Annotated in this window: 17 protein-coding genes; 12 read left to right on the top strand and 5 right to left on the bottom strand. The window is 72.1% G+C overall.

The annotated features are described in order from the left end of the window. The 5 genes from E5083_RS10030 to E5083_RS10010 all read left to right on the top strand — a co-directional run. Positions 1–638 (top strand): flavodoxin-dependent (E)-4-hydroxy-3-methylbut-2-enyl-diphosphate synthase (locus E5083_RS10030; protein ID WP_167513502.1); only part of this gene is annotated, 638 nt, incomplete at its 5' end. A gap of 34 nt (positions 639–672) precedes the next feature. Beyond that, positions 673–2,571: a 1-deoxy-D-xylulose-5-phosphate synthase gene (gene dxs / locus E5083_RS10025; RefSeq protein ID WP_135785226.1), complete on the top strand. Its 1,899-nt coding sequence runs from the start codon at positions 673–675 to the stop codon at positions 2,569–2,571. Further along, positions 2,572–3,957 carry an aspartate aminotransferase family protein gene (locus E5083_RS10020; protein WP_135785225.1) on the top strand — a complete coding sequence of 462 codons (1,386 nt, stop codon included), beginning with the start codon at positions 2,572–2,574 and terminating at the stop codon, positions 3,955–3,957. Between the two features lie 65 nt (positions 3,958–4,022). Further along, entirely contained in the window at positions 4,023–4,646 is a 624-nt protein-coding gene (locus E5083_RS10015; protein ID WP_135785224.1) for a helix-turn-helix domain-containing protein, read from the top strand. After that, positions 4,643–4,765, top strand: coding sequence for a DUF6126 family protein (locus E5083_RS10010; RefSeq protein ID WP_135785223.1), 123 nt, complete (start codon positions 4,643–4,645; stop codon positions 4,763–4,765). The genes E5083_RS10015 and E5083_RS10010 overlap by 4 nt, the downstream gene beginning before the upstream one ends. 17 nt (positions 4,766–4,782) lie before the next feature. Here the strand turns inward: E5083_RS10010 and E5083_RS10005 are convergent, their stop codons facing one another. Then, entirely contained in the window at positions 4,783–5,580 is a 798-nt protein-coding gene (locus E5083_RS10005; RefSeq protein ID WP_135785222.1) for a tyrosine-protein phosphatase, read from the bottom strand. Positions 5,581–5,840: 260 nt separating this feature from the next. On the opposite strand from E5083_RS10005, the gene E5083_RS10000 reads away from it, so the two are divergent. Together E5083_RS10000 and E5083_RS09995 are read left to right on the top strand one after the other, a co-directional pair. Continuing rightward, positions 5,841–6,626 carry an SGNH/GDSL hydrolase family protein gene (locus E5083_RS10000; protein ID WP_135785307.1) on the top strand — a complete coding sequence of 262 codons (786 nt, stop codon included), beginning with the start codon at positions 5,841–5,843 and terminating at the stop codon, positions 6,624–6,626. Between the two features lie 230 nt (positions 6,627–6,856). Then, positions 6,857–8,044 (top strand): MBL fold metallo-hydrolase, encoded by a 1,188-nt coding sequence (locus E5083_RS09995; protein ID WP_135785221.1) that lies wholly within the window; start codon positions 6,857–6,859, stop codon positions 8,042–8,044. A 69-nt stretch (positions 8,045–8,113) separates the two neighbouring features. On the opposite strand, the gene E5083_RS09990 is transcribed toward E5083_RS09995, so the two are convergent. Both E5083_RS09990 and E5083_RS09985 read right to left on the bottom strand, forming a co-directional pair. Further along, positions 8,114–8,560, bottom strand: coding sequence for an SRPBCC family protein (locus E5083_RS09990; RefSeq protein ID WP_135785220.1), 447 nt, complete (start codon positions 8,558–8,560; stop codon positions 8,114–8,116). Between the two features lie 34 nt (positions 8,561–8,594). Then, a complete protein-coding gene (locus E5083_RS09985) occupies positions 8,595–10,514 on the bottom strand; it encodes a hypothetical protein (RefSeq protein WP_135785306.1) in 1,920 nt (639 codons plus the stop codon). A gap of 473 nt (positions 10,515–10,987) precedes the next feature. Between E5083_RS09985 and E5083_RS09980 the strand changes: the two genes are divergently transcribed. Genes E5083_RS09980 through E5083_RS09965 form a run of 4 tightly spaced genes read left to right on the top strand, consistent with a single transcriptional unit; the run spans position 10,988 to position 14,670 of the window. Further along, a complete protein-coding gene (locus E5083_RS09980) occupies positions 10,988–11,848 on the top strand; it encodes an ABC transporter permease (protein ID WP_208754007.1) in 861 nt (286 codons plus the stop codon). A gap of 37 nt (positions 11,849–11,885) precedes the next feature. Beyond that, positions 11,886–12,941 (top strand): taurine ABC transporter substrate-binding protein, encoded by a 1,056-nt coding sequence (locus tag E5083_RS09975; protein ID WP_135785219.1) that lies wholly within the window; start codon positions 11,886–11,888, stop codon positions 12,939–12,941. Then, positions 12,928–13,734, top strand: a complete 807-nt coding sequence (locus E5083_RS09970) for an ABC transporter ATP-binding protein (RefSeq protein ID WP_135785218.1) — start codon at positions 12,928–12,930, stop codon at positions 13,732–13,734. Before E5083_RS09975 ends, E5083_RS09970 begins: the two co-directional genes overlap by 14 nt. A gap of 60 nt (positions 13,735–13,794) precedes the next feature. Then, positions 13,795–14,670 (top strand): TauD/TfdA dioxygenase family protein, encoded by an 876-nt coding sequence (locus tag E5083_RS09965; RefSeq protein ID WP_135785217.1) that lies wholly within the window; start codon positions 13,795–13,797, stop codon positions 14,668–14,670. 50 nt (positions 14,671–14,720) lie between these two features. On the opposite strand, the gene E5083_RS09960 is transcribed toward E5083_RS09965, so the two are convergent. Both E5083_RS09960 and E5083_RS09955 read right to left on the bottom strand, forming a co-directional pair. Beyond that, a complete protein-coding gene (locus E5083_RS09960; protein WP_135785216.1) occupies positions 14,721–16,706 on the bottom strand; it encodes an FAD/NAD(P)-binding protein in 1,986 nt (661 codons plus the stop codon). Beyond that, positions 16,703–17,692, bottom strand: a complete 990-nt coding sequence (locus tag E5083_RS09955; protein WP_135785304.1) for an amino acid ABC transporter permease — start codon at positions 17,690–17,692, stop codon at positions 16,703–16,705. The genes E5083_RS09960 and E5083_RS09955 overlap by 4 nt, the downstream gene beginning before the upstream one ends. A 600-nt stretch (positions 17,693–18,292) precedes the next feature. Here E5083_RS09955 and E5083_RS09950 point away from each other — a divergent pair. Next, positions 18,293–19,417: an LLM class flavin-dependent oxidoreductase gene (locus E5083_RS09950; RefSeq protein WP_135785215.1), complete on the top strand. Its 1,125-nt coding sequence runs from the start codon at positions 18,293–18,295 to the stop codon at positions 19,415–19,417. Position 19,418 lies beyond the last annotated feature (1 nt).

Genomic DNA, 19,418 nt, shown 5'->3' with positions numbered 1-19,418 from the left:
AGGCGCTGGTGGAGTCGGCGCTGTGGGAGGCGTCGCTGTTCGAGGAGCACGATTTCCGGGACATCAAGATCTCGGTGAAGCACAACGACCCGGTCGTGATGATCGAGGCGTACCGCCAGCTCGCCGCCCAGTGCGACTACCCGCTCCACCTGGGTGTGACGGAGGCGGGCCCGGCATTCCAGGGCACCATCAAGTCCGCCGTCGCCTTCGGCGCGCTGCTCTCCGAGGGCATCGGTGACACGATCCGCGTCTCCCTGTCGGCTCCGCCGGTGGAGGAGGTCAAGGTCGGCAACCAGATTCTGGAGTCGCTGAACCTGAAGCAGCGCGGCCTGGAGATCGTGTCCTGCCCCTCCTGCGGGCGGGCCCAGGTGGACGTCTACAAGCTGGCCGAGGAGGTCACCGCGGGCCTGACCGGTATGGAGGTCCCGCTGCGGGTGGCGGTCATGGGGTGCGTGGTGAACGGCCCCGGCGAGGCGCGCGAGGCGGATCTCGGGGTTGCCTCGGGCAACGGCAAGGGGCAGATCTTCGTGAAGGGGAAGGTCATCAAGACCGTCCCGGAGTCGAAGATCGTGGAGACCCTCATCGAGGAGGCCATGCGGCTGGCCGAGGAGAACGGCGCCGCGGATCAGGTGAGTTGAGGCAGAGCACGGCACGGACCGAGAGGGGGCCGGCGTGACGATTCTGGAGAGCATCCGGGGACCACGCGACCTGAAGGCGCTGTCACAGGACGACTTGGGCGAACTGTCCGGTGAGGTACGCGAGTTCCTGGTGGAGGCGGTGTCGAGGACCGGGGGGCACCTCGGCCCGAACCTGGGCGTGGTGGAACTGACCATCGCCCTGCACCGGGTCTTCGAGTCACCGGAAGACCGCATCGTGTGGGACACCGGGCACCAGAGCTATGTGCACAAGCTGCTGACGGGCCGTCAGGACTTCTCCAAGCTGCGCGGCAAGGGGGGCCTGTCCGGCTATCCCTCGCGCGAGGAGTCCGAGCACGACATCGTGGAGAACAGTCACGCCTCCACCTCCCTCGGCTGGGCCGACGGCCTCGCCAAGGCGCACCAGGTGCTCGGGGAGCGCGGGCACGTCGTCGCGGTCATCGGGGACGGCGCGCTGACCGGCGGCATGGCCTGGGAGGCGCTGAACAACATCGCGGCCGCCAAGGACCGCCCGCTGATCATCGTCGTCAACGACAACGAGCGCTCGTACGCGCCGACGATCGGCGGCCTCGCCAACCACCTCGCCACCCTGCGCACCACCGACGGCTACGAGCAGGTCCTCGCCTGGGGCAAGGAGGCGCTCCAGCGCACCCCGGTCGTGGGCGGGCTGCTGTACGAGGCCGCGCACGGCGCCAAGAAGGGGTTCAAGGACGCCTTCGCCCCGCAGGGCATGTTCGAGGACCTGGGGCTGAAGTACGTGGGCCCCATCGACGGCCATGACATCGGCGCCGTCGAGTCCGCGCTGCGCCGGGCCAAGCGGTTCCACGGGCCGGTGCTGGTGCACTGCCTCACCGAGAAGGGGCGCGGGTATCCGCCGGCCCTGGCGCACGAGGAGGACCACTTCCACACCGTCGGTGTGATGGACCCGCTGACCTGCGCCCCGCTCAGCCCCACCGGCGGGCCCTCGTGGACCTCGGTGTTCGGCGAGGAGATCCTCCGGATCGGGGAGGAGCGCGAGGATGTCGTCGCCATCACGGCGGCCATGCTGCACCCGGTCGGCCTCGGCCCGTTCGCGGCGCGCTTCCCCGACCGGGTCTGGGACGTCGGGATCGCCGAGCAGCACGCGGCCGTCTCCGCGGCGGGCGTGGCCACCGGGGGAGCGCACCCGGTCGTCGCCGTCTACGCCACCTTCCTCAACCGCGCCTTCGACCAACTGCTGATGGACGTGGCGCTGCACCGCTGCGGGGTGACCTTCGTGCTGGACCGCGCCGGGGTCACCGGTGTCGACGGCGCCTCGCACAACGGCATGTGGGACATGTCGATCCTCCAGGTCGTCCCCGGCCTGAGGATCGCCGCCCCGCGCGACGCGGCCCAGCTCCGGGCCCAGTTGCGCGAGGCGGTCGCGGTGGACGACGCCCCCACCCTGATCCGCTTCCCCAAGGAGTCCGCCGGCCCCGAGATCCCGGCCCTCGGACATGTCGGCGGCATGGACGTCCTCCACCGGGACGACGAGCCCGACGTACTCCTCGTCGCCGTCGGCGTGATGGCGCCGGTCTGCCTCCAGGTCGCCTCGCTGCTCGGGGCGCGGGGGCTCAACTGCACGGTGGTGGACCCGCGTTGGGTCAAGCCCGTCGACCCCGCCCTGCCCGGACTCGCCGCCCGGCACCGGCTGGTGGCCGTCGTCGAGGACAACAGCCGGGCGGCGGGCGTGGGTTCGGCCGTGGCGCTGGCCCTCGGGGACGCCGATGTGGACGTGCCCGTACGACGGTTCGGCATCCCGGACCAGTTCCTCGCACACGCCAAACGGAGCGAGGTGCTGGCCGACATCGGTCTCACCCCGGTGGAGATCGCCGGCCGGATCAGCGCGAGCCTCGCCGTCCAGGACGTCGGCGCACGGCAGAACCAGGAGAGCTGAATGAGCACGGAGTTCGACCTCGGAGCCCTCCTCGCCGCGCGCGGAGCCGAGCGCTACGACCTGCACACGCGCCATCTCAACCCCCAACTCCCGCGCATGCTGCACACCATCGGCTTCGACAAGGTCTACGAGCGTGCCGAGGGCGCCCACTTCTTCGACGCCGAGGGCAACGACTACCTCGACATGCTCGCCGGATTCGGCGTGATGGGCCTCGGCCGCCACCACCCGGTCGTCCGCAAGGCCCTGCACGACGTGCTCGACCTCAACCTGGCCGACCTCACCCGCTTCGACTGCCAGCCGCTGCCCGGCCTGCTCGCCGAACGCCTGCTGGCCCACAGCCCGCACCTGGACCGGGTGTTCTTCGGCAACAGCGGCACCGAGGCCGTCGAGACCGCGCTGAAGTTCGCCCGCTTCGCCACCGGCCGCCCCCGCGTCCTCTACTGCGACCACGCCTTCCACGGCCTCACCACCGGCTCCCTGTCGGTCAACGGCGAGAACGGCTTCCGCGACGGCTTCGCCCCGCTGCTCCCCGACACCGCCGTACCCCTCGGCGATCTCGACGCCCTGGCACGGGAGTTGAAGAGGGGCGACGTCGCCGCCCTCATCGTCGAGCCCATCCAGGGGAAGGGTGTGCACGAGAGCCCGCCCGGCTATCTCCGGGCCGCGCAGGAGCTGTTGCACAAGCACAAGGCGCTGCTCATCGCGGACGAGGTGCAGACCGGGCTCGGCCGCACCGGCGACTTCTACGCCTACCAGCACGAGGACGGCGTCGAGCCCGACCTGGTGTGCGTCGCCAAATCGCTCTCCGGCGGCTATGTCCCGGTCAGCGCCACGCTGGGCAAGGACTGGATCTTCAAGAAGGTCTACTCGTCCATGGACCGGGTCCTGGTGCACTCCGCGAGCTTCGGCGCCAACGCCCAGGCCATGGCGGCGGGGCTCGCGGTGCTGTCCGTCATGGAGGACGAGCAGATCGTCGCCCGCGCCCGGACCATGGGCGAGCTGCTGAAGTCCCGGCTCGCCGCGCTCATCGGGAAGTACGAGCTGCTGGCCGACGTGCGCGGGCGCGGGCTGATGATCGGCATCGAGTTCGGCCGCCCCGACTCGCTGAAGCTGCGCGGTCGCTGGACCATGCTCCAGGCCGCCCGCAAGGGGCTGTTCGCGCAGATGGTCGTCGTCCCGCTGCTCCAGCGGCACCGGATTCTCACCCAGGTCTCCGGCGACCATCTGGAGGTGATCAAGCTGATCCCGCCGCTGGTGATCGACGAGGCGGACGTGGAGCGGTTCGTGGACGCCTTCACGGCCGTCATGGACGACGCGCACAGTGGGGGCGGGCTGATGTGGGACTTCGGGCGGACCTTGATCAAGCAGGCGGTTGCGGGTCGCTGAGGGGGGCTTTTTGCCTCTGAGGCAAGAAAATTGCCCCGCAGGCAAAAGTGGGGCTCAATGGAAGTATGAACGCCTCCGAAGCGGCCTCCCCGGCGGGCCAGGGCGACGACCTGCCCGCCGTGGCGCCGCAACTGCGCGCCCTGCGCCGCCGGGCCGGCCTCACCCTGGAGGCCGCGGCCGGGGCCGCCGGGCTCTCCCCGGCGCACCTCTCCCGGCTGGAGACCGGACACCGCCAGCCCTCGCTGCCGATGCTCCTGGCCCTCGCCCGTATCTACGGTACGACGGTCTCCGACCTGCTCGGTGAGACGGCCGCCGACCGGGACGCCATCGTGCGCGCCGCCGGCATGGAACCCACCCGCGCCGCCGGCTGGACCTACTTCCAGGCCGGCGCCCCCGGCCGCGGCATGCAGGCCCTGCGCGTCCGCGTCCCGTACCGCGCCGAGGGCGACATCGTGCGCGTCCACCCCGGCGAGGAGTGGCTGTACGTCCTCAGCGGCCGGCTGCGGCTGCGCCTCGGGGACAGCGCGCATCTGCTCGCGCCCGGCGACAGCGCCCACTTCGACTCGCTGACCCCGCACCGCCTCAACGCCGACGACCCCGACGGCGTGGAGCTGCTGTTCGTCCACACCCTGCTCCAGAGCCCCACGGCCACCCTGTGCCTGGGCCATCCGACCGGAGACCCGTCATGAGTGACATCGAAGACAAGCTGCCGCGCTCCCTGTGGGTCCGGCTCGTCGTGTACGTCGCCCTCGGCCATGTCCTGGCCGCCTTCCTCTACCTGCTGTTCTCGCTGGGCGCCAAGGGGTAACGGGGCCTGAGGGCAGGTCAGTTCACCAGGCGCTCGCGCAGCCGCTCCCGCGCGGAGTCCGAGAGCTTCAGCCCCCGCTCCAGGTACGCGTCCACACCGCCCCAGGTGTCCTCGATGCTGTCGAAGGCCGCCGTCAGGTACTCCGCGCGGGCGTCGAAGAGCGGGCTGAGCAGGTCCATCACCTCGGGCGTGTACGCGCTGGCCTGGTCGCCGCTGCGGCTGACCTTGTAGCGCCGGTGCTTGGCGTTGGACTCCAGGTAGTCGGCGGTGATCGCGTCCCGCTCCACGCCCACCGCGAGCAGCGTCACCGCCACCGAGATGCCCGCGCGGTCCTTGCCGGCCGCGCAGTGCATCAGCGCGGGCACGCTGTCCTCGGCCAGCGCGTGCAGCACGCGGGAGTGCTCGGCGGTGCGCTCGGTGACGATCCGCCGGTACGAGTCGATCATGCGGCCCGCGCCCTTGCCGTCGGCCAGGATGTCCCGCAACTGGTCCAGGTCGCCGTCGCGGACCATCCGCCAGAACTCCGCGCCGTCGGCCGGGTCGCTCAGCGGCACGTTCACGTTCCGCACGCCGGGCAGCTCCACGTCGGGGCCTTCGAGGCGCTGGTCGGCCGAATTGCGGAAGTCGAAGACCGTGTGCAGGCCGAGCGAGGAGAGGTAGGCCGCGTCCTCCTCGGTCGCGTGCGCGAGGTGCCCGCTGCGGAACAGCACCCCGTGCCGCACCCGGCGCCCGTCCACCGTCGGGAGGCCGCCCACGTCACGGAAGTTGCGGACGGCGGACAGCTCGGGTTCGGTCGACGGGACCTGCTGCGTCACGGGTGCTCCTGGAAGTTCCGCCCCGCCACGCGGCTCGTCGACGGGCGCACCGCCGACGATACGACATCGGATTTCGGCCGCTCCGACCCCGTGATCGCCCGTTCAACAGGGCGGCCGACAGGGCTATTCCGCGATTGGCAAATTCTTTAAGCGTGGCTTATCTCACCGTACGTCAACCCCTGCTTACGGTCGCGTAGGTCACATCCTGAGGTGAATCATGGTCCGATGTGGCAGACGATATGGAGAATGACAACAGGACACTGATCGGGTCGTACGTGGCGGTGGGGGACAGCTTCACCGAAGGCGTCGGCGACCCCGGCCCCGACGGGGCGTTCGTCGGCTGGGCCGACCGGCTCGCGGTACTCCTCGCCGACCGGCGCCCCGAAGGCGACTTCAGGTACACCAACCTCGCCGTGCGGGGGAAGCTGCTCGACCAGATCGCGGCGGACCAGGTGCCCAGGGCGGCGGCGCTCGCCCCGGACCTCGTCTCCATCTGCGCCGGGGGCAACGACATCATCCGGCCCGGCACCGACCCGGACGAGACGGCCGAGCGCTTCGAGCGCGCCGTGGCCCAGCTCGCGGCGGGCGCCGGCACCGTACTGGTGGCGACCGGCTTCGACACCCGCGGCGTCCCGCTGCTCAGGCATCTGCGCGGCAAGATCGCCACGTACAACGGTCATGTACGGGCCATCGCCGACCGGTACAACTGCCCCGTGCTCGACCTGTGGTCCCTGAAGTCCGTGCAGGACCGCCGGGCGTGGGACGGCGACCGGCTGCATCTCTCGCCCGAGGGTCACACCCGGGTCGCGCTGCGCGCGGGCCAGGCGCTCGGCCTGGAGATCCCGGCCGACCCTGAGCAGGAGTGGCCGGTGCTGCCGCCGCGCGGCACGCTGGAGATCCGGCGGGACGACGTGCACTGGGCGCGTACGCATCTGGTGCCGTGGATCGGGCGCCGGCTGCGCGGCGAGTCCTCCGGGGACCATGTGGTGGCCAAGGGCGCGCTGTCGCCGAGCGACATCAGGATGCGGATCGCTTCGGTGGCGTGAGGTCTGCCGCCGCCCCTGCGCCGTGGGGGCGGCGGTTTCGTCGCCTGGACGTCGTCCGGGCGCAACGGGAACGACCCCACGCGGTAGGGCAGATACGGAACACTGTTCGGGAACAGTGAGGGCCGCGTGAGCGTTGGGACTTGTGGCCGGGTCGCCCGGCCCGCGGCGGCTTGGGGCCGTCGCAGTCGCCGTCGACCATGGAGCCCTGAGCGACTCCACCTGGAGGTACCGTGTCCGGTCTGCGTTCCCTGAGCTCCGGGCTCCGCGCGCTACAGCCCGAAGCCTTCGGCGTGGAACCGAGCGGTGAGCGCCTCGCCCGCATCCGGCGCTCCCCGCACTTCAAGGACGGCGTCTTCCAGAACCCCGGCGGCACGGCCCGTACCCGGCCCTCCGGCTCCACGCTGGACCTCGCCAAGGCGTTCTTCGACAAGGACACGCGTCCCGTCCGCGCGCCGCAGGGCATCATCCCGGTGCACCCGACCACGGTGGCCGACCTGGCCAAGCCCCCGGCCGACGGCCTGCGGGTGACATGGCTCGGACATTCCAGCGCGCTGGTGGAGATCGACGGGTGCCGGGTGCTGTTCGACCCGGTCTGGGGTGAGCGGTGTTCGCCGTTCCCCTTCGCCGGGCCCAAGCGGCTGCACCCCGTCCCGCTGCCGCTGGCCGCGCTCGGCCCGGTCGACGTGGTGGTCATCTCCCACGACCACTACGACCACTTGGACCTGCCCACCATCAAGGCGCTGGCCGGCACCGACACCCTGTTCGCCGTCCCGCTGGGCGTGGGCGCGCATCTCGAACACTGGGGGGTGTCCCCGGACCGGCTGCGCGAGCTGGACTGGCACGAATCGACCGAGGTCGGCGGGGTGACGCTGACCGCGACCCCGGCCCGCCACTTCTGCGGGCGCGGCCTGCGCAACACCCAGCACACCCTGTGGGCCTCCTGGGTCGTCGCGGGCGAACGGCACCGGGTGTACCACAGCGGTGACACCGGCTACTTCGACGGCTTCAAGGACATCGGCGCGGCCCATGGCCCGTTCGACGTCACGATGATCCAGATCGGCGCGTACAGCCCCTACTGGCCCGACATCCACATGACCCCCGAGGAAGGCGTGCGCGCCCACCTCGACCTCCAGTCCGGCACCCCCCATGGCATCCTCCTCCCCATCCACTGGGGCACCTTCAACCTCGCGATGCACCCCTGGGCGGAACCGGGCGAGTGGACGAAGGAGGCGGGCGAAGCGATCGGCCAAGTGGTGGCTTCCCCTCGGCCGGGCGAGCCCTTCGAACCGGGCGGCCGGGTGCCGTCCGACGCGTGGTGGCGGTCGGTGTCGGGGCCGATCGCGCACACGTGGGAGCACCAGGAGCCGGTGACGGCCGCAGAGCGTCGCAGTGACGACCTCAACTACAGCGGCTCGTAACAGCGTTCAAGCGGGCCCCCTCCGATCGGTCGTCAGAAACCGTTCGGAGGGGGCCCTTTGGCGCTGCCCTCAACTCAGCGGCACCGCCGACTCGATGGCCTTTGGCATGGTGTGGGTGATCTCGTCGCCGAGGCGTTCGAACTCGCTGCGGAGGAAGGGGTCGGCGAGGCGGGCCAGGCCGTGGAACTGGATGGTGGCGTCGTAGGTGATCTCGGTGCCGTCGGGGGTGGGGCGGAGGGTGATGTCGTCGGTGGAGGTCGCCGTTTTGTTGGTGCCTACGAAGGTGAGGTGGTCCTCCGTGCGGTGGTCCAGGCGGTAGTCGAGTTCCGTGCGGCGGCCCCGGAATTCGGAGACGTTGTGCCAGGTGGCGCCCTCGGTGGGGGTGCCCGTGCCGTTCGTGCGGTCGCACTCCTGGGTGCCGGGGTCCCAGTCCACGGCGTGCGCGAAGTCGGCCAGGTAGGCGTTCACGGCGGGCAGGGGGCGGGGGACGGTGAAGGAACGTCGGACGTGGACCATGGTCGATCTCCAGGGGTCGGGCAGCGGGTCGCCGCTAGGGCCGGGTACCCCGGGACGGCCCGGAACCGACCTCCGGCAGCGTTTCGCCCGAGGTCAGCCGGGCCCGGACCTTGGTGGAGGCGTCCTTGGGCGCCCGTACGGCCAGGGTGTGACCGCTTCGGGTGGCCGACACGTCGCCGGTGAGGGTGAGCGAGGTGACGGCGCGGCTGCCGGCCGCCAGGACGTACCAGTGCCCGTGCGGGGACTTCCAGTGCGTCCGTGCCACCACGTGCTGACCGAACCTGCTGCACGCCGCCGTCGACCGCACCCGTGTCACCACCTGTGCGTTCTTGCCCGGCCTGCGCAGGGAGACGGTGATGTTTCCCGGGCCCTGCCAGGTGTCCGCCCGCGCGCACGTCCACACGGCGTGACCTCCGCCGTCGGGAAGGTCCTGCTCGGCGAAGTCCCAGGCGTTGACTGCCCGCACGCCCGAGCCGCCAGCGGAGTCCAGGTCACAGCCCGTCCGGCCCCAGGCCACCAGCGCGGCCGGACCCGTCGCCTCGCGCGGTTGCCGGGCGGGCGGGGAGCCGTGGCCCGGCAGCGGGGTGTACGTCAGATGCGCGGGCGTGAGCCCGCCCAGGTCGGCCAGCAGGAACGCGTGGTGCTCCGCGATCGCCGGGGACGACCGCAACTGCAGCGCCGGACGACGCCCGCAGCCGCCGCCCGTCCACCGGGGCACCGGGGCGGTCACCCCGTCCCGCGCCACGGAGAGGGGCTGGGCGGGCGCGTCCGGACGGGTCAGGTCGCGCACCGAGGACTCCGCCACCCACGGTGCCAGCAGATACCGCACCGCGCCGCCCCGCTCCTCCAGCACCACGGCCGCAGCGGTCGTCACGTCGGCGTCGTCCACGCGGGCCAGCGCGAGCCGCTCACCGGTGCCCGACTCGCCGTACCGCACCAGGCGTTGGCCGTCGTGGAACACCACCACCGCGTGCCCGCCCACCGACCCGGCGTACAGCAGTCGCGGTGCGCGCGGCGGGGGATCGGCCGGGGTGCCGGGGGCGCGGTCGATCCGCGTACCGGACGGCGGGTCGGCCCAGACGGCCAGCGCCCGGTCCAGCAGCGCGCGGTCGCGCACCCGGTCCCCGCGCGCGGGCCAGGCGGTGAAGTCCACTCGCGAGGTGTCCGCCCACGCACCGGGATCGACGCGGACCAGACCGGCGGACCGGGGCTCGCGCGCGTCCGGCGCGGAGTGGGTGACGGCGGCCAGGCCGCCCGCCGTGAGGGCCCCCGCCAGCACGGCGAGTCCGGCCACGCGCACCCGGCGCCGGCGGCGGACCAGGTCGGTGGGGCGGGCGCGGAGAGTGCACGCGTCGAACTCGTCCGAGGTGAGCACCGCCTCGGCGGCCGTACCGAGCGAGGCGTCGAGCCGGGCCGCCTGCCGTACCGCCACCTGGGCATCCGCCTCCCCGGCCGCCTCCAGCACCCCGCGTGTGTGGTCGGCGGTGAGGCCCTCCACGCGGAGGAGGACGAAGGCGGCGCGGGCCGGGGCGGAGAGGTCGGAGAGGGCCTGGCCGAGCGCCATCTCCTCGGCCCCGCCCGAGCGCGGCGCCAGCCGCAGCCCGAGCACCACGGGCAGCCGGGGCACCAGCAGCCGGGGCGGCCGGGCCCCCTCCGGCCACAGCCGGGGCCGCCGGCACTGGGCCAGCGCCCCGCGCACCACGGCCACCCGGAGCGAGCGGTCCGGGTCGGTGCCCGGTGTGCGGGGCGCCGGTACGGCGGGCGTGGCGTCGGGCAGGCTGCGCTGCACCAGGGAGTGCGCGGCGAGCACCCGGCGGTGCCGGCCGAGGGAGGCCGGGAGGACGAGGTAGGCGAGGCGGACCAGCTCGGCGTACCGCTCGGCGAGTCTGCGCTCGGCGTGCAGCAGGCGGCCGCGCGAACCGTGCGGGGAACGACTGAGCGAGGACAGGACCATCGGGCGACTGCCTTCCACGACCGGGGGCGTTCGGAGCTGGTGCTACGGCAAACGAGTGAACGCCGCTCGGGTCACCGGGCGGTTCGGCGGCCTGTCCAGGCAGAACGTTTCTCCCGGCGGCCTCTCCTAGCGGCCTCTCCCGGCTCTCTCGGGGCGCCCTTTCTCACCCTGTGGTCCACTTCGTGGACACCTCTTGGTGGTGAGCCCCGGCTGAGGTAGAAAAGGGCCCCATGAATCCCATGCCGCTGGTGCGACGCCTGGTCATCGACCTGTGCCGATGCCCGGCCGCGTGTTGTCGCTGACCGCCGCTGTCCGCGCGTTCCTGACGGTCCGCCCCGCCCGGTGAGGTAACCCGGCGCGGTTTCAGGCGAGTTGTGTCTCGCAGGACCGGTCTCTCCCGCTGTGCAGGCGGCACTTCGCCGTACCCGCTCATCCCCACCGCCGCTGTTACGAGGCCCCCATGGAGGCCGCCCGTGTCCCTTTCCCTGCGCCCGGAGAAGGCCGACCCGCTCCCGGCCGCCCCCGTCGCACCCCGTCCCGCCCGCTCCTCAAGTGCCCTCAGGCGCACCGCACTTCCGCTCGGCTCGCTCGTCCTGTTCCTCCTCCTGTGGCAACTCCTCGCGGTGAGCGGCACCTGGAGCGAGACGCTGGTGCCGCCGCCGGCCAAGGTGTGGCGGGCCTTCATCGACGTGTCGACCACGCACGACGGAGTCCGGGGCTACAACGGCACTTACCTCATCGAGCACTTGGGCATCAGCCTGCGCCGCATCGCGTTCGGCGCCGGTATCGGCATCGCCGCCGGAGTGGTGTTCGGGCTGCTGATGGGCACCGTCGGCTGGGTGCGCTCGCTGTTCGAGCCGTGGATCACCTTCCTGCGCACCCTGCCCCCGCTGGCGTACTTCTCCCTGCTGATCATCTGGCTCGGCATCAACGAGGAGCCGAAGATCACCCTGCTGGCCGTGGCCGCGTTCCCGCCGGTCGCCGTCTCCACCACCACGGCCGTGGCCGCCGTACCCAAGGCGCTCACCGAGGCCGCCCGCGCGCTCGGCGCCTCCCGCTGGGACGTCGTACGGGACGTCGTCATCCCCTCCGCCCTGCCGGAGACGCTGACCGGCGTCCGGCTGGCCGTCGGGGTCGCCTACTCCTCGCTGGTGGCCGCCGAGTTGGTCAACGGACTGCCCGGCATCGGCGGCATGGTCAAGGACGCCGCCAACTACAACAACACCCCGGTCGTGCTCGTCGGCATCATCGCCATCGGCATCTCCGGCCTGATCATCGACGGCCTGCTGCTGCGCCTGGAACGGGCCGTCGTGCCCTGGCGCGGCCGCACCTGAGAAGCACCCGACTCCCGCTAGAAGAAACGGCACTTCCATGTCTCACGCCCCGCACCGCCCGTCCCGCCGACAGATGCTCGCGGGTGCGCTCGCCGTCGCCGCCACCGCGGCGGTCACCGGCTGCTCCACCGACAGCTCCGCCTCGGCCTCCGGCTCCGGGAAGCGGCTGCGCATCGGCTACTTCGCCTTTCCCAGCGGCGACTTGATCGTCAAGAACAGAAAGCTGCTGGAGAAGGCGCTGCCGGACCACACCATCACCTGGATCAAGTTCGACTCCGGAGCCAGCGTCAACCAGGCGTTCCTCGGCAAGTCCCTCGACATCGCCGCGCTCGGGTCTAGCCCGTTCGCGCGCGGGATATCCGGGCCGTCGCCGATCCCGTACAAGGTCGCCTGGATTCTCGACGTGGCGGGGGAGAACGAGGCGCTGGTCGCGCGGAAGAGCACCGGGATCTCCGCCGTGGCCGGGCTGAAGGGGCGTACGGTCGCCACGCCGTTCGCGTCGACCTCGCACTACAGCCTGCTGGCCGCGCTGGACAAGGCCGGGCTGAAGCCGTCCGACGTGAAGCTGATCGACCTCCAGCCGCAGGCGATCCTCGCCGCCTGGCAGCGGGGCGACATCGACGCCGCGTACGTCTGGCTGCCCACGCTGGACGAGCTGCGCAAGACGGGCAAGCAGCTCACCAGCAGTAAGCAGGTGGCCGGTTCGGGCAAGCCGACCCTGGACCTCGCCGTCGTCTCGGACGAGCTGATCGCCCGCGACCCGAAGGCGATCGACGCCTGGCGCAAGGCCGAGGCGGAGGCGCTGCGGCTTCTGAAGTCCGACCACGAGGGCTCGGTGAAGGCGGTCGCGGCCGAGCTGAACATCAGCGCCGCCGACGCCCGCGCCCAGCTCGCGCAGGGCGTGTTCCTCACCCCGGAGCAGGTGACCTCCGACGAGTGGCTGGGCACCGACGGCAAGCCCGGCAAGCTGCTGACCTACGTCGGCGACACCGGCCGCTTCCTGGCCGGCCAGAAGCAGATCGACGCGGCGCCCTCCGCGGCCTCCGTCGAGAAGGCGTTCTACCTCAAGGGGCTGCCCGATGTCCTCAAGTGAGCTGACGAAAGCGAAGGTTGAGTCAGGCGGAGTCGAGGCCGGTGCCGTCCGGCTCGACCACGTCACCCATCGGTACGGTGCCGTGACCGCCGTCGGCCCGGTCGATCTCACCGTGCCCACCGGGGAGTTCCTCGTCCTGGTCGGCGCCTCCGGCTGCGGCAAGAGCACCCTGCTGCGGCTGATCGCCGGGTTCGAGCGGCCCAGCGAGGGCAGCGTGCAGGTCTCCGGCACCGACCCCCGCCCCGGCGACACGGCGGGCGTGGTGTTCCAGACGCCGAGGCTCTTCCCGTGGCGCACCGTGCGCGGAAACCTCGACCTGGCCCTGAGGTACGCGGGCGTCGACCGCGCCCAATGGCCCGAGCGCAGGGCCGAGTTGCTGGTGCGGGTCGGGCTTGAGGGCACCGAGGCGCGCCGGGTCTGGGAGATCTCCGGCGGCCAGCAGCAGCGCGTCGCCATCGCCCGCGCACTCGCCGCCGAGAACCCGCTGCTGCTGCTCGACGAGCCCTTCGCCGCGCTGGACGCGCTCACCCGCGAACGGCTCCAGGAGGACGTACGCCGGATGGCCGCCCGGGCCGGGCGCACCACGGTGTTCGTCACGCACTCGGCCGAGGAGGCCGTGTTCCTCGGGTCCCGCATCGTGGTGCTGACCAAGAGCCCGGGGACCGTCGCGCTCGACCTGCCAATCACCCTGCCGCGCGGTGAGGTGGACGCCGAAGAGCTGCGCGGCTCACCGGAGTTCGGGGAACTGCGCGCCGAGGTCGCGCACGCCGTGAAGAGCGCCGCCGCGGCCTGACCGCCGTACCGCGACAAGAACCCAGGTCCCGGACGGGGCCGTACCGGAAAGGACACCCGTATGAGCATCCTCAGCGACCGGCCCGTGGCGACGCGGCTGCCGCTCACCGAGCTGGGCCCGAACATCGGCGCCGAGATCGACGGCATCGAGCTGGCCCACCTGGACGACGACGGCGTGCTGGCGTTGCGCGCGGCACTGGTGCGCCACAAGGTCCTCTTCGTGCGGGGACAGCACCTGCTCGACGACGCCGGGCAGATCGAGCTGGGCCGCCGGCTCGGCGAGGTCACGGTCGGGCACCCGGTGCACGACTCCGGTGACGTGGCGCCCGAGGTGTACTCGCTGGACAGCCAGGACAACGGCTTCGCCGACGTGTGGCACACCGACGTCACCTTCGTGCCGCGCCCGCCCGCCATCTCCGTGCTGCGCGCGGTGGTGCTGCCGCCCACGGGTGGGGACACCAACTGGGCCGACAGCCAGGCCGCGTACGAGTCGCTGTCGCCGGGGCTGCGGGCGCACATCGACACCCTCACCGCCGTGCACGACGGTTCCCGCGAGTTCGGCTACTACCTGGCCCAGCGCCGGCAGGGGAAGGGGAACCTGTGGGAGGGCGAGGTGTTCACGCAGCTCACGCCGGTGGAGCATCCGGTGGTGCGGGTGCACCCGGAGAGCGGGCGCAAGGGGCTGTTCGTGAACCCCGGCTTCACCTCGCACATCGTCGGTGTCTCCGAGCACGAGAGCCGGGGCCTGCTGGACATTCTCTACGCACACCTCACCAAGCCGGAACATGTGGTCCGGCACCGCTGGCAGCCGGGTGATGTGGCCCTGTGGGACAACCGCAGCACCTCCCACTACGCCAACCGCGACTACGGGGACCAGCACCGGGTGATGCACCGGATCACCCTGCGCGGCGACATCCCGGTGGGGCCGCAGGCGTAAGCACATACGGAGGGGCTGCCCGGTCGTCGTCCGGGCAGCCCCCTCGTACATCAGCCCCCGACCCGCGCGCAGTCGACATGTGGCCCCCGCACATGTGGCCCGCGCCCATGTGGCTCCGGTTCGGCGTCCAGCGTCCGCAGCACCGCCCGGGCCACCGTGTCGTTCTGCCGGAAGGCGGGCGCGTCGGTGCGGGGCCGGGCGAAGGCGGCGATGGCCCGGCTGTCGGTCGGGGCGCCCAGGGCGATCCGGCGCGGGTGCGGCCGGCCCAGGCCGGGGTCGATCAGATGGCCGTCGGCGAGGGAGACGGTGATCCGCCCGGACCGGTGCCGGTGCGTGCCGTCGGCCACCACCTCCTCCGCCAGCGCGCCGGTGCGGTGCAGATGCCGCAGCAGCGGGTCCTCGGTGCGCTCCAGGTTCGGACCCGGCAGATACGCCTCGATCAGGGCGGTCGCGTGCACCGTGTGCCCCGGCACCGTGGGACTCGTCGCTGTGAAGGTGCCGGTGGCCTCGTCCGTGCCGACCCTGATGTCGGCGCCGAGGAAGCGCACCACACCGGCGCGGGACAGCGCGTCCAGCTCGCGCAGCCGGAAGCCGGGCGGGCCGGAGGCGAGGAAGCTGAAGAACCCGTGCCACCAGCCGTCCAGCCCGTCCGCCAGCGAGCGTGCCGTCAGCCGTCCGGAGGCGACCAGACCGGGCAGTTGGCCGTATATCGAGAGCAGCGCGAGGAACGCGCCCAGGTCGGCGCTGTGCTCCGGGTCCTCGCGGCGGGCCAGGTCCTCGCGGGCGTAGGCGCGCAGGTGCTCCTGGAAGGCGTCCGGGGTGTCGAAGACGAGTCCGTCCAGCGGGCGGTCCAGCGCCTCGAAGTCCAGCCGGTCGGCCGGGTCGGGCACGGCGGTGGCGACCAGCCCGGCCAACTGAGCGGAGTACCAGCCGAATTGGTCGTAGGCGGCCAGGAACTCCGGCCAGGGCATGGCGGTGCGCTCGGGGTGGGCGTGGAACAGCTCGTGGTAGTGGCCGAACCCGATCTCCTTGGCCATCAGCGGCCACACATCGCGCCGCAGGTCCAGCGGACCGCCCCCGGCGGCCAGCGCCTCGACCGCCTCCGGACCGAAGTACCGGGGGAGCGGCGGCCGGGGTCCCTGGAGCCGGTAGCCGGTCTTGGCGTGGTACGGCACCCCGCGCCGCGAGCCCACGTGCAGCACGGGTTCGCGACCCGAGGGCAGGTAGGTCAGCGTGCCGTCCGGCCCGGTCCGGTAGGCGCCGCCCCGGCCCTCGGTGAGCAGCACCATCAGGTCGACGAACGCCAGCCCGAAGCCCCGCAGTACGACGTCCTCACCGGGCCGCAGCCCCGACAGGTCCGCGTCGGCGGAGAAGGCGGGCGGCAGATGGAAGCGCCCGTGCCGCCGGGCGAAGTCGGCGTGAACGCGGTGCGCCGGAGCGGGGGTTGAGCCCAGATGCCCCTGGGTGAGTATCACCAGGTCGGCGCGGAGCGGCTCGCCGCGGCCGGCCAGGCGGACCTCCTGGGGGCCGTCGGCCGGGCCGGTGACCGACGTCGCGGTGGTGCGGTGCCACTCGACGGTCACCGAGGGCGGCAGGTCGGCCAGCGCCCGGCGGAACACCCAGTCCAGATAGGCGCTCTGGGCGCGCCGGGTCGGGAAGTGGGCCGGGTCCAGGGTGCGGAGTTCGGCGAGCACCTCCGGGTCGGCCGGTTCCGCGTACGGGGAGAAGCGCGGGGCGTCCGGCGCGGCGAACTGGGCCGCCCACTCGGCCAGCGAGGGGCCGGGGCGCACCGGTCCTTCCACGGTGGAGGACTCGTCGGTGAACATGGTGACGTCCTCGGCCATGGAGTTCATCCGCAGCAGCGGCGACTGCTCGTCCCGCCAGACCCGGCCCGGCCCCGGCGGATGCGGGTCCACCAGATGGACGCGCAACTCATGCGCGCCGGACCAGAGTTCGGGTGCGTTGGCGCCGATGCGCTCCAGCAGTCCGGTGGCGCGCGGTCCCGCGCCGACGATCACCAGGGTGCGCGTGCTCACCGGTCACCGCCGACAAAGGCGCGGTGGGTCCGGGCGCGCAGCACGGTCAGCCAGGGGCCGAGCCGGGCGAGCGGACCGGGTGCCCGGTCGCGGGCGGCGCCCCGGCCGTAGTACCGCTCGACGTGGTACTGGCCCACGCTGAGCACCGAGGTCACCACGATGTACCAGACGGTGGCGACCAGCAGCAGCGGGATGACCTGGTAGGTCCGGTTGTAGATCAACTGAACGGAGAACAGCAGGTCGTGCACGGCCAGCACGCTGACGATGCTGGTGCCCTTCAGGGTGCCGATCAGCATGTTCCCGGCCGTCGGCACGATGGAGCGCATCGCCTGGGGTACGACGATCCGGCGCAGGGTGCGCCATCTGCCCAGGCCCAGCGCCTGCGCCGCCTCGGTCTGCCCGGCGTCCACGGAGAGGATGCCGCCCCGGATCACCTCGGCCGCGTACGCGGTCTCGTGCAGGGTGAGGCCGATCAGCGCGGTCAGGGTCGGCCCGAGCAGGTTCACCGTCTTGACCGTGACGAACTCGGGGCCGAACGGGATGCCGACGCCGAGCGTCGGGTACAGCGCGCCGATGTTGAACCAGAACAGCAACTGCACCAGCAGCGGGGTCGAGCGGAAGATCCACACATAGCCCCAGCTCAGGGTGCGCAGCACGGGGTTGGCGGAGAGGCGGAGCACCGCGATGCCGGTGCCGAGCAGGAACGCCAGCACCATCACGGCGGCCGTCAGCCACAGGGTGAGCAGCAGCCCGTCGAGCACGGCGGCGGTGGTGAAGTACTGGCCCACCACCTGCCACTGGAAGGCGTCGTTGCGCACCACGGAGTTGAGCACCATGGCCAGGACCAGCAGTGCGACGGCCGCGGCTATCCAGCGGCCGAGGTGCCGGCGGGGCACGATCCGGGGCAGCTCGGTGCCGTCGGAGGGCGGCGCGGCCGCCGGGGGCTTCAGCAGGGAGGGGGAGGTGACATCGGAAGGCGTGGCCATCGGTAGACGCTCCGGGAGGGAGGTGCGGACGTGGGTGACCGTCCGGTGGCACACGTACTCGCGTACGGTGCGGCCGGTGGCCTGCGTCGTCACGTGCCGCGTCCCTCAACGCGACCGGAGGAGCCCGCCATGTGGCAGGCCCGTCCGCCGTCGATCGTATGGGTGTACCGCACATGTCTGTCAACCACACCTCCGGCAACCACACCGGACACCCGGTCGGTTGTGGTCCGACATGCGGTCATGGGTTGACGAAAAGCGAGATGCGCTGCTCAATTGACCGCATGGATGCCCAGCAGCGCTTGGTCACGCGCGATCACATCGACTTCGGTCGAGTGTGGTCGTCCTCGTGTTGCGCCTGACTCGGCAGCGGGCCGTCTGACCGGCCCTTTCCCTCCGCCGGCGCAACCCCGGCGCGGGCCGATGCCCACCCTTCCGCGCGCTGCCGCCGCACCGTTCCACCCGACGCCCGTCGTCGTCACGCCGCATTTCTGACGTCATTGTCCTGACGCTTCATCAACTTGCTTACTACGCACGGCAGTTCAGTTCTGTACGCCTGCTCGGTCCTGCACGCCTGCGCTCTTTCGCCGGAAAGGCTCACTCATGCCAGTGGAGTTCCTCGGCATAGCCGCGACCAACGACGGCTCCGAAACCACCCCGCGCTCGGGCGCGGCCTTCGACAAGGACTACACCCTCCGCCTCGCCCGGGCCCACGAGGACCACGGCTGGGACCGGGTGCTGTTCGCCTACGGCTCCGGCTCCCCGGACCCCGCGCCCGCTGCCGCGTACATCGCCGCCCGCACCGACCGGCTGCAGCTTCTGCTCGCCCACCGGCCCAATGTCTCGTACCCCACCTTCGCCGCGAAGACCTTCGCCACCCTGGACCAGATCAGCGACGGCCGGCTCACCGTCCACTTCATCACCGGCGGCAACGACCACGAACAGCGCCGCGAGGGCGACACCCTCACCAAGGACGAGCGGTACGCCCGCACCCGCGAGTACATCGGAATCGTCAAGAAGATCTGGACCACCCACGAGGCGTTCGACCACGAGGGCGAGCACTACCGGTTCCACGACTTCGTCAGCGACGTCTTCCCCGTCCAACAGCCGCGCCCCGGCGTCTCGTTCGGCGGCTCCTCGGCCGCCGCGTACGCCGCCGGAGGCGCCGAGGCCGACATCTACTGCCTGTGGGGCGAGCCGCTGGCCGAGACCGCCGCGCAGATCGAGAAGGTCAAGGCCGCCGCCCGCGAGGCCGGCCGCACCGACGTGCCCCGCATCCAGGTCGCCTTCCGCCCGATCATCGCCCCCACCGAGGAGCTGGCCTGGGAGAAGGCGCACCGTACGGTCGGCGCGATCAAGGAGCGCCGCGAGGCGGGCCTCGTCCGCCACCGCCGCGGCGGCGCCCCCGAGAACGCCGGCTCGCAGCGTCTGATCGCCATCGCCGAGGCGGGCGAGCGCTACGACCGCGCCCTGTGGACGCCGACCGCCGCCGCGACCGGCGGCGCGGGCAACTCCAACGCCCTGGTCGGCACCCCGGAGACCGTCGCCCAGGCCCTCCTCGACTACTACGACCTCGGCGTCGACATCCTCTCCGCGCGCGGCTACGACCTGCTCGGCGACGCCATCGACTTCGGCCGCCACGTCATCCCGATCGTCCGCGAGGAGGTCGCCAAGCGGGACGCCGCCCGCGCGGCCGCCACCGGCCCGCTCACGGCGGTGGGCGAGTGAG

Origin of the sequence: Streptomyces bauhiniae (genome assembly GCF_004784475.1) — a bacterium.
GTDB lineage: Bacteria > Actinomycetota > Actinomycetes > Streptomycetales > Streptomycetaceae > Streptomyces > Streptomyces seoulensis.
The sequence above is the reverse complement of the archived record's forward strand: the minus strand, read 5'-3'. Positions and strand labels throughout refer to the sequence as shown.

Excerpts from the sequence above, each read along its gene's own strand:
- E5083_RS10010 (WP_135785223.1), top strand. The coding sequence starts at position 4,643 with ATGAGTGACATCGAAGACAAGCTGCCGCGCTCCCTGTGGGTCCGGCTC.
- E5083_RS09990 (WP_135785220.1), bottom strand. The coding sequence starts at position 8,560 with ATGGTCCACGTCCGACGTTCCTTCACCGTCCCCCGCCCCCTGCCCGCC.
- E5083_RS10020 (WP_135785225.1), top strand. The coding sequence starts at position 2,572 with ATGAGCACGGAGTTCGACCTCGGAGCCCTCCTCGCCGCGCGCGGAGCC.
- E5083_RS09950 (WP_135785215.1), top strand. The coding sequence starts at position 18,293 with ATGCCAGTGGAGTTCCTCGGCATAGCCGCGACCAACGACGGCTCCGAA.
- E5083_RS09975 (WP_135785219.1), top strand. The coding sequence starts at position 11,886 with ATGTCTCACGCCCCGCACCGCCCGTCCCGCCGACAGATGCTCGCGGGT.
- E5083_RS09965 (WP_135785217.1), top strand. The coding sequence starts at position 13,795 with ATGAGCATCCTCAGCGACCGGCCCGTGGCGACGCGGCTGCCGCTCACC.
- E5083_RS10015 (WP_135785224.1), top strand. The coding sequence starts at position 4,023 with ATGAACGCCTCCGAAGCGGCCTCCCCGGCGGGCCAGGGCGACGACCTG.
- E5083_RS09985 (WP_135785306.1), bottom strand. The coding sequence starts at position 10,514 with ATGGTCCTGTCCTCGCTCAGTCGTTCCCCGCACGGTTCGCGCGGCCGC.
- E5083_RS09955 (WP_135785304.1), bottom strand. The coding sequence starts at position 17,692 with ATGGCCACGCCTTCCGATGTCACCTCCCCCTCCCTGCTGAAGCCCCCG.
- E5083_RS09970 (WP_135785218.1), top strand. The coding sequence starts at position 12,928 with ATGTCCTCAAGTGAGCTGACGAAAGCGAAGGTTGAGTCAGGCGGAGTC.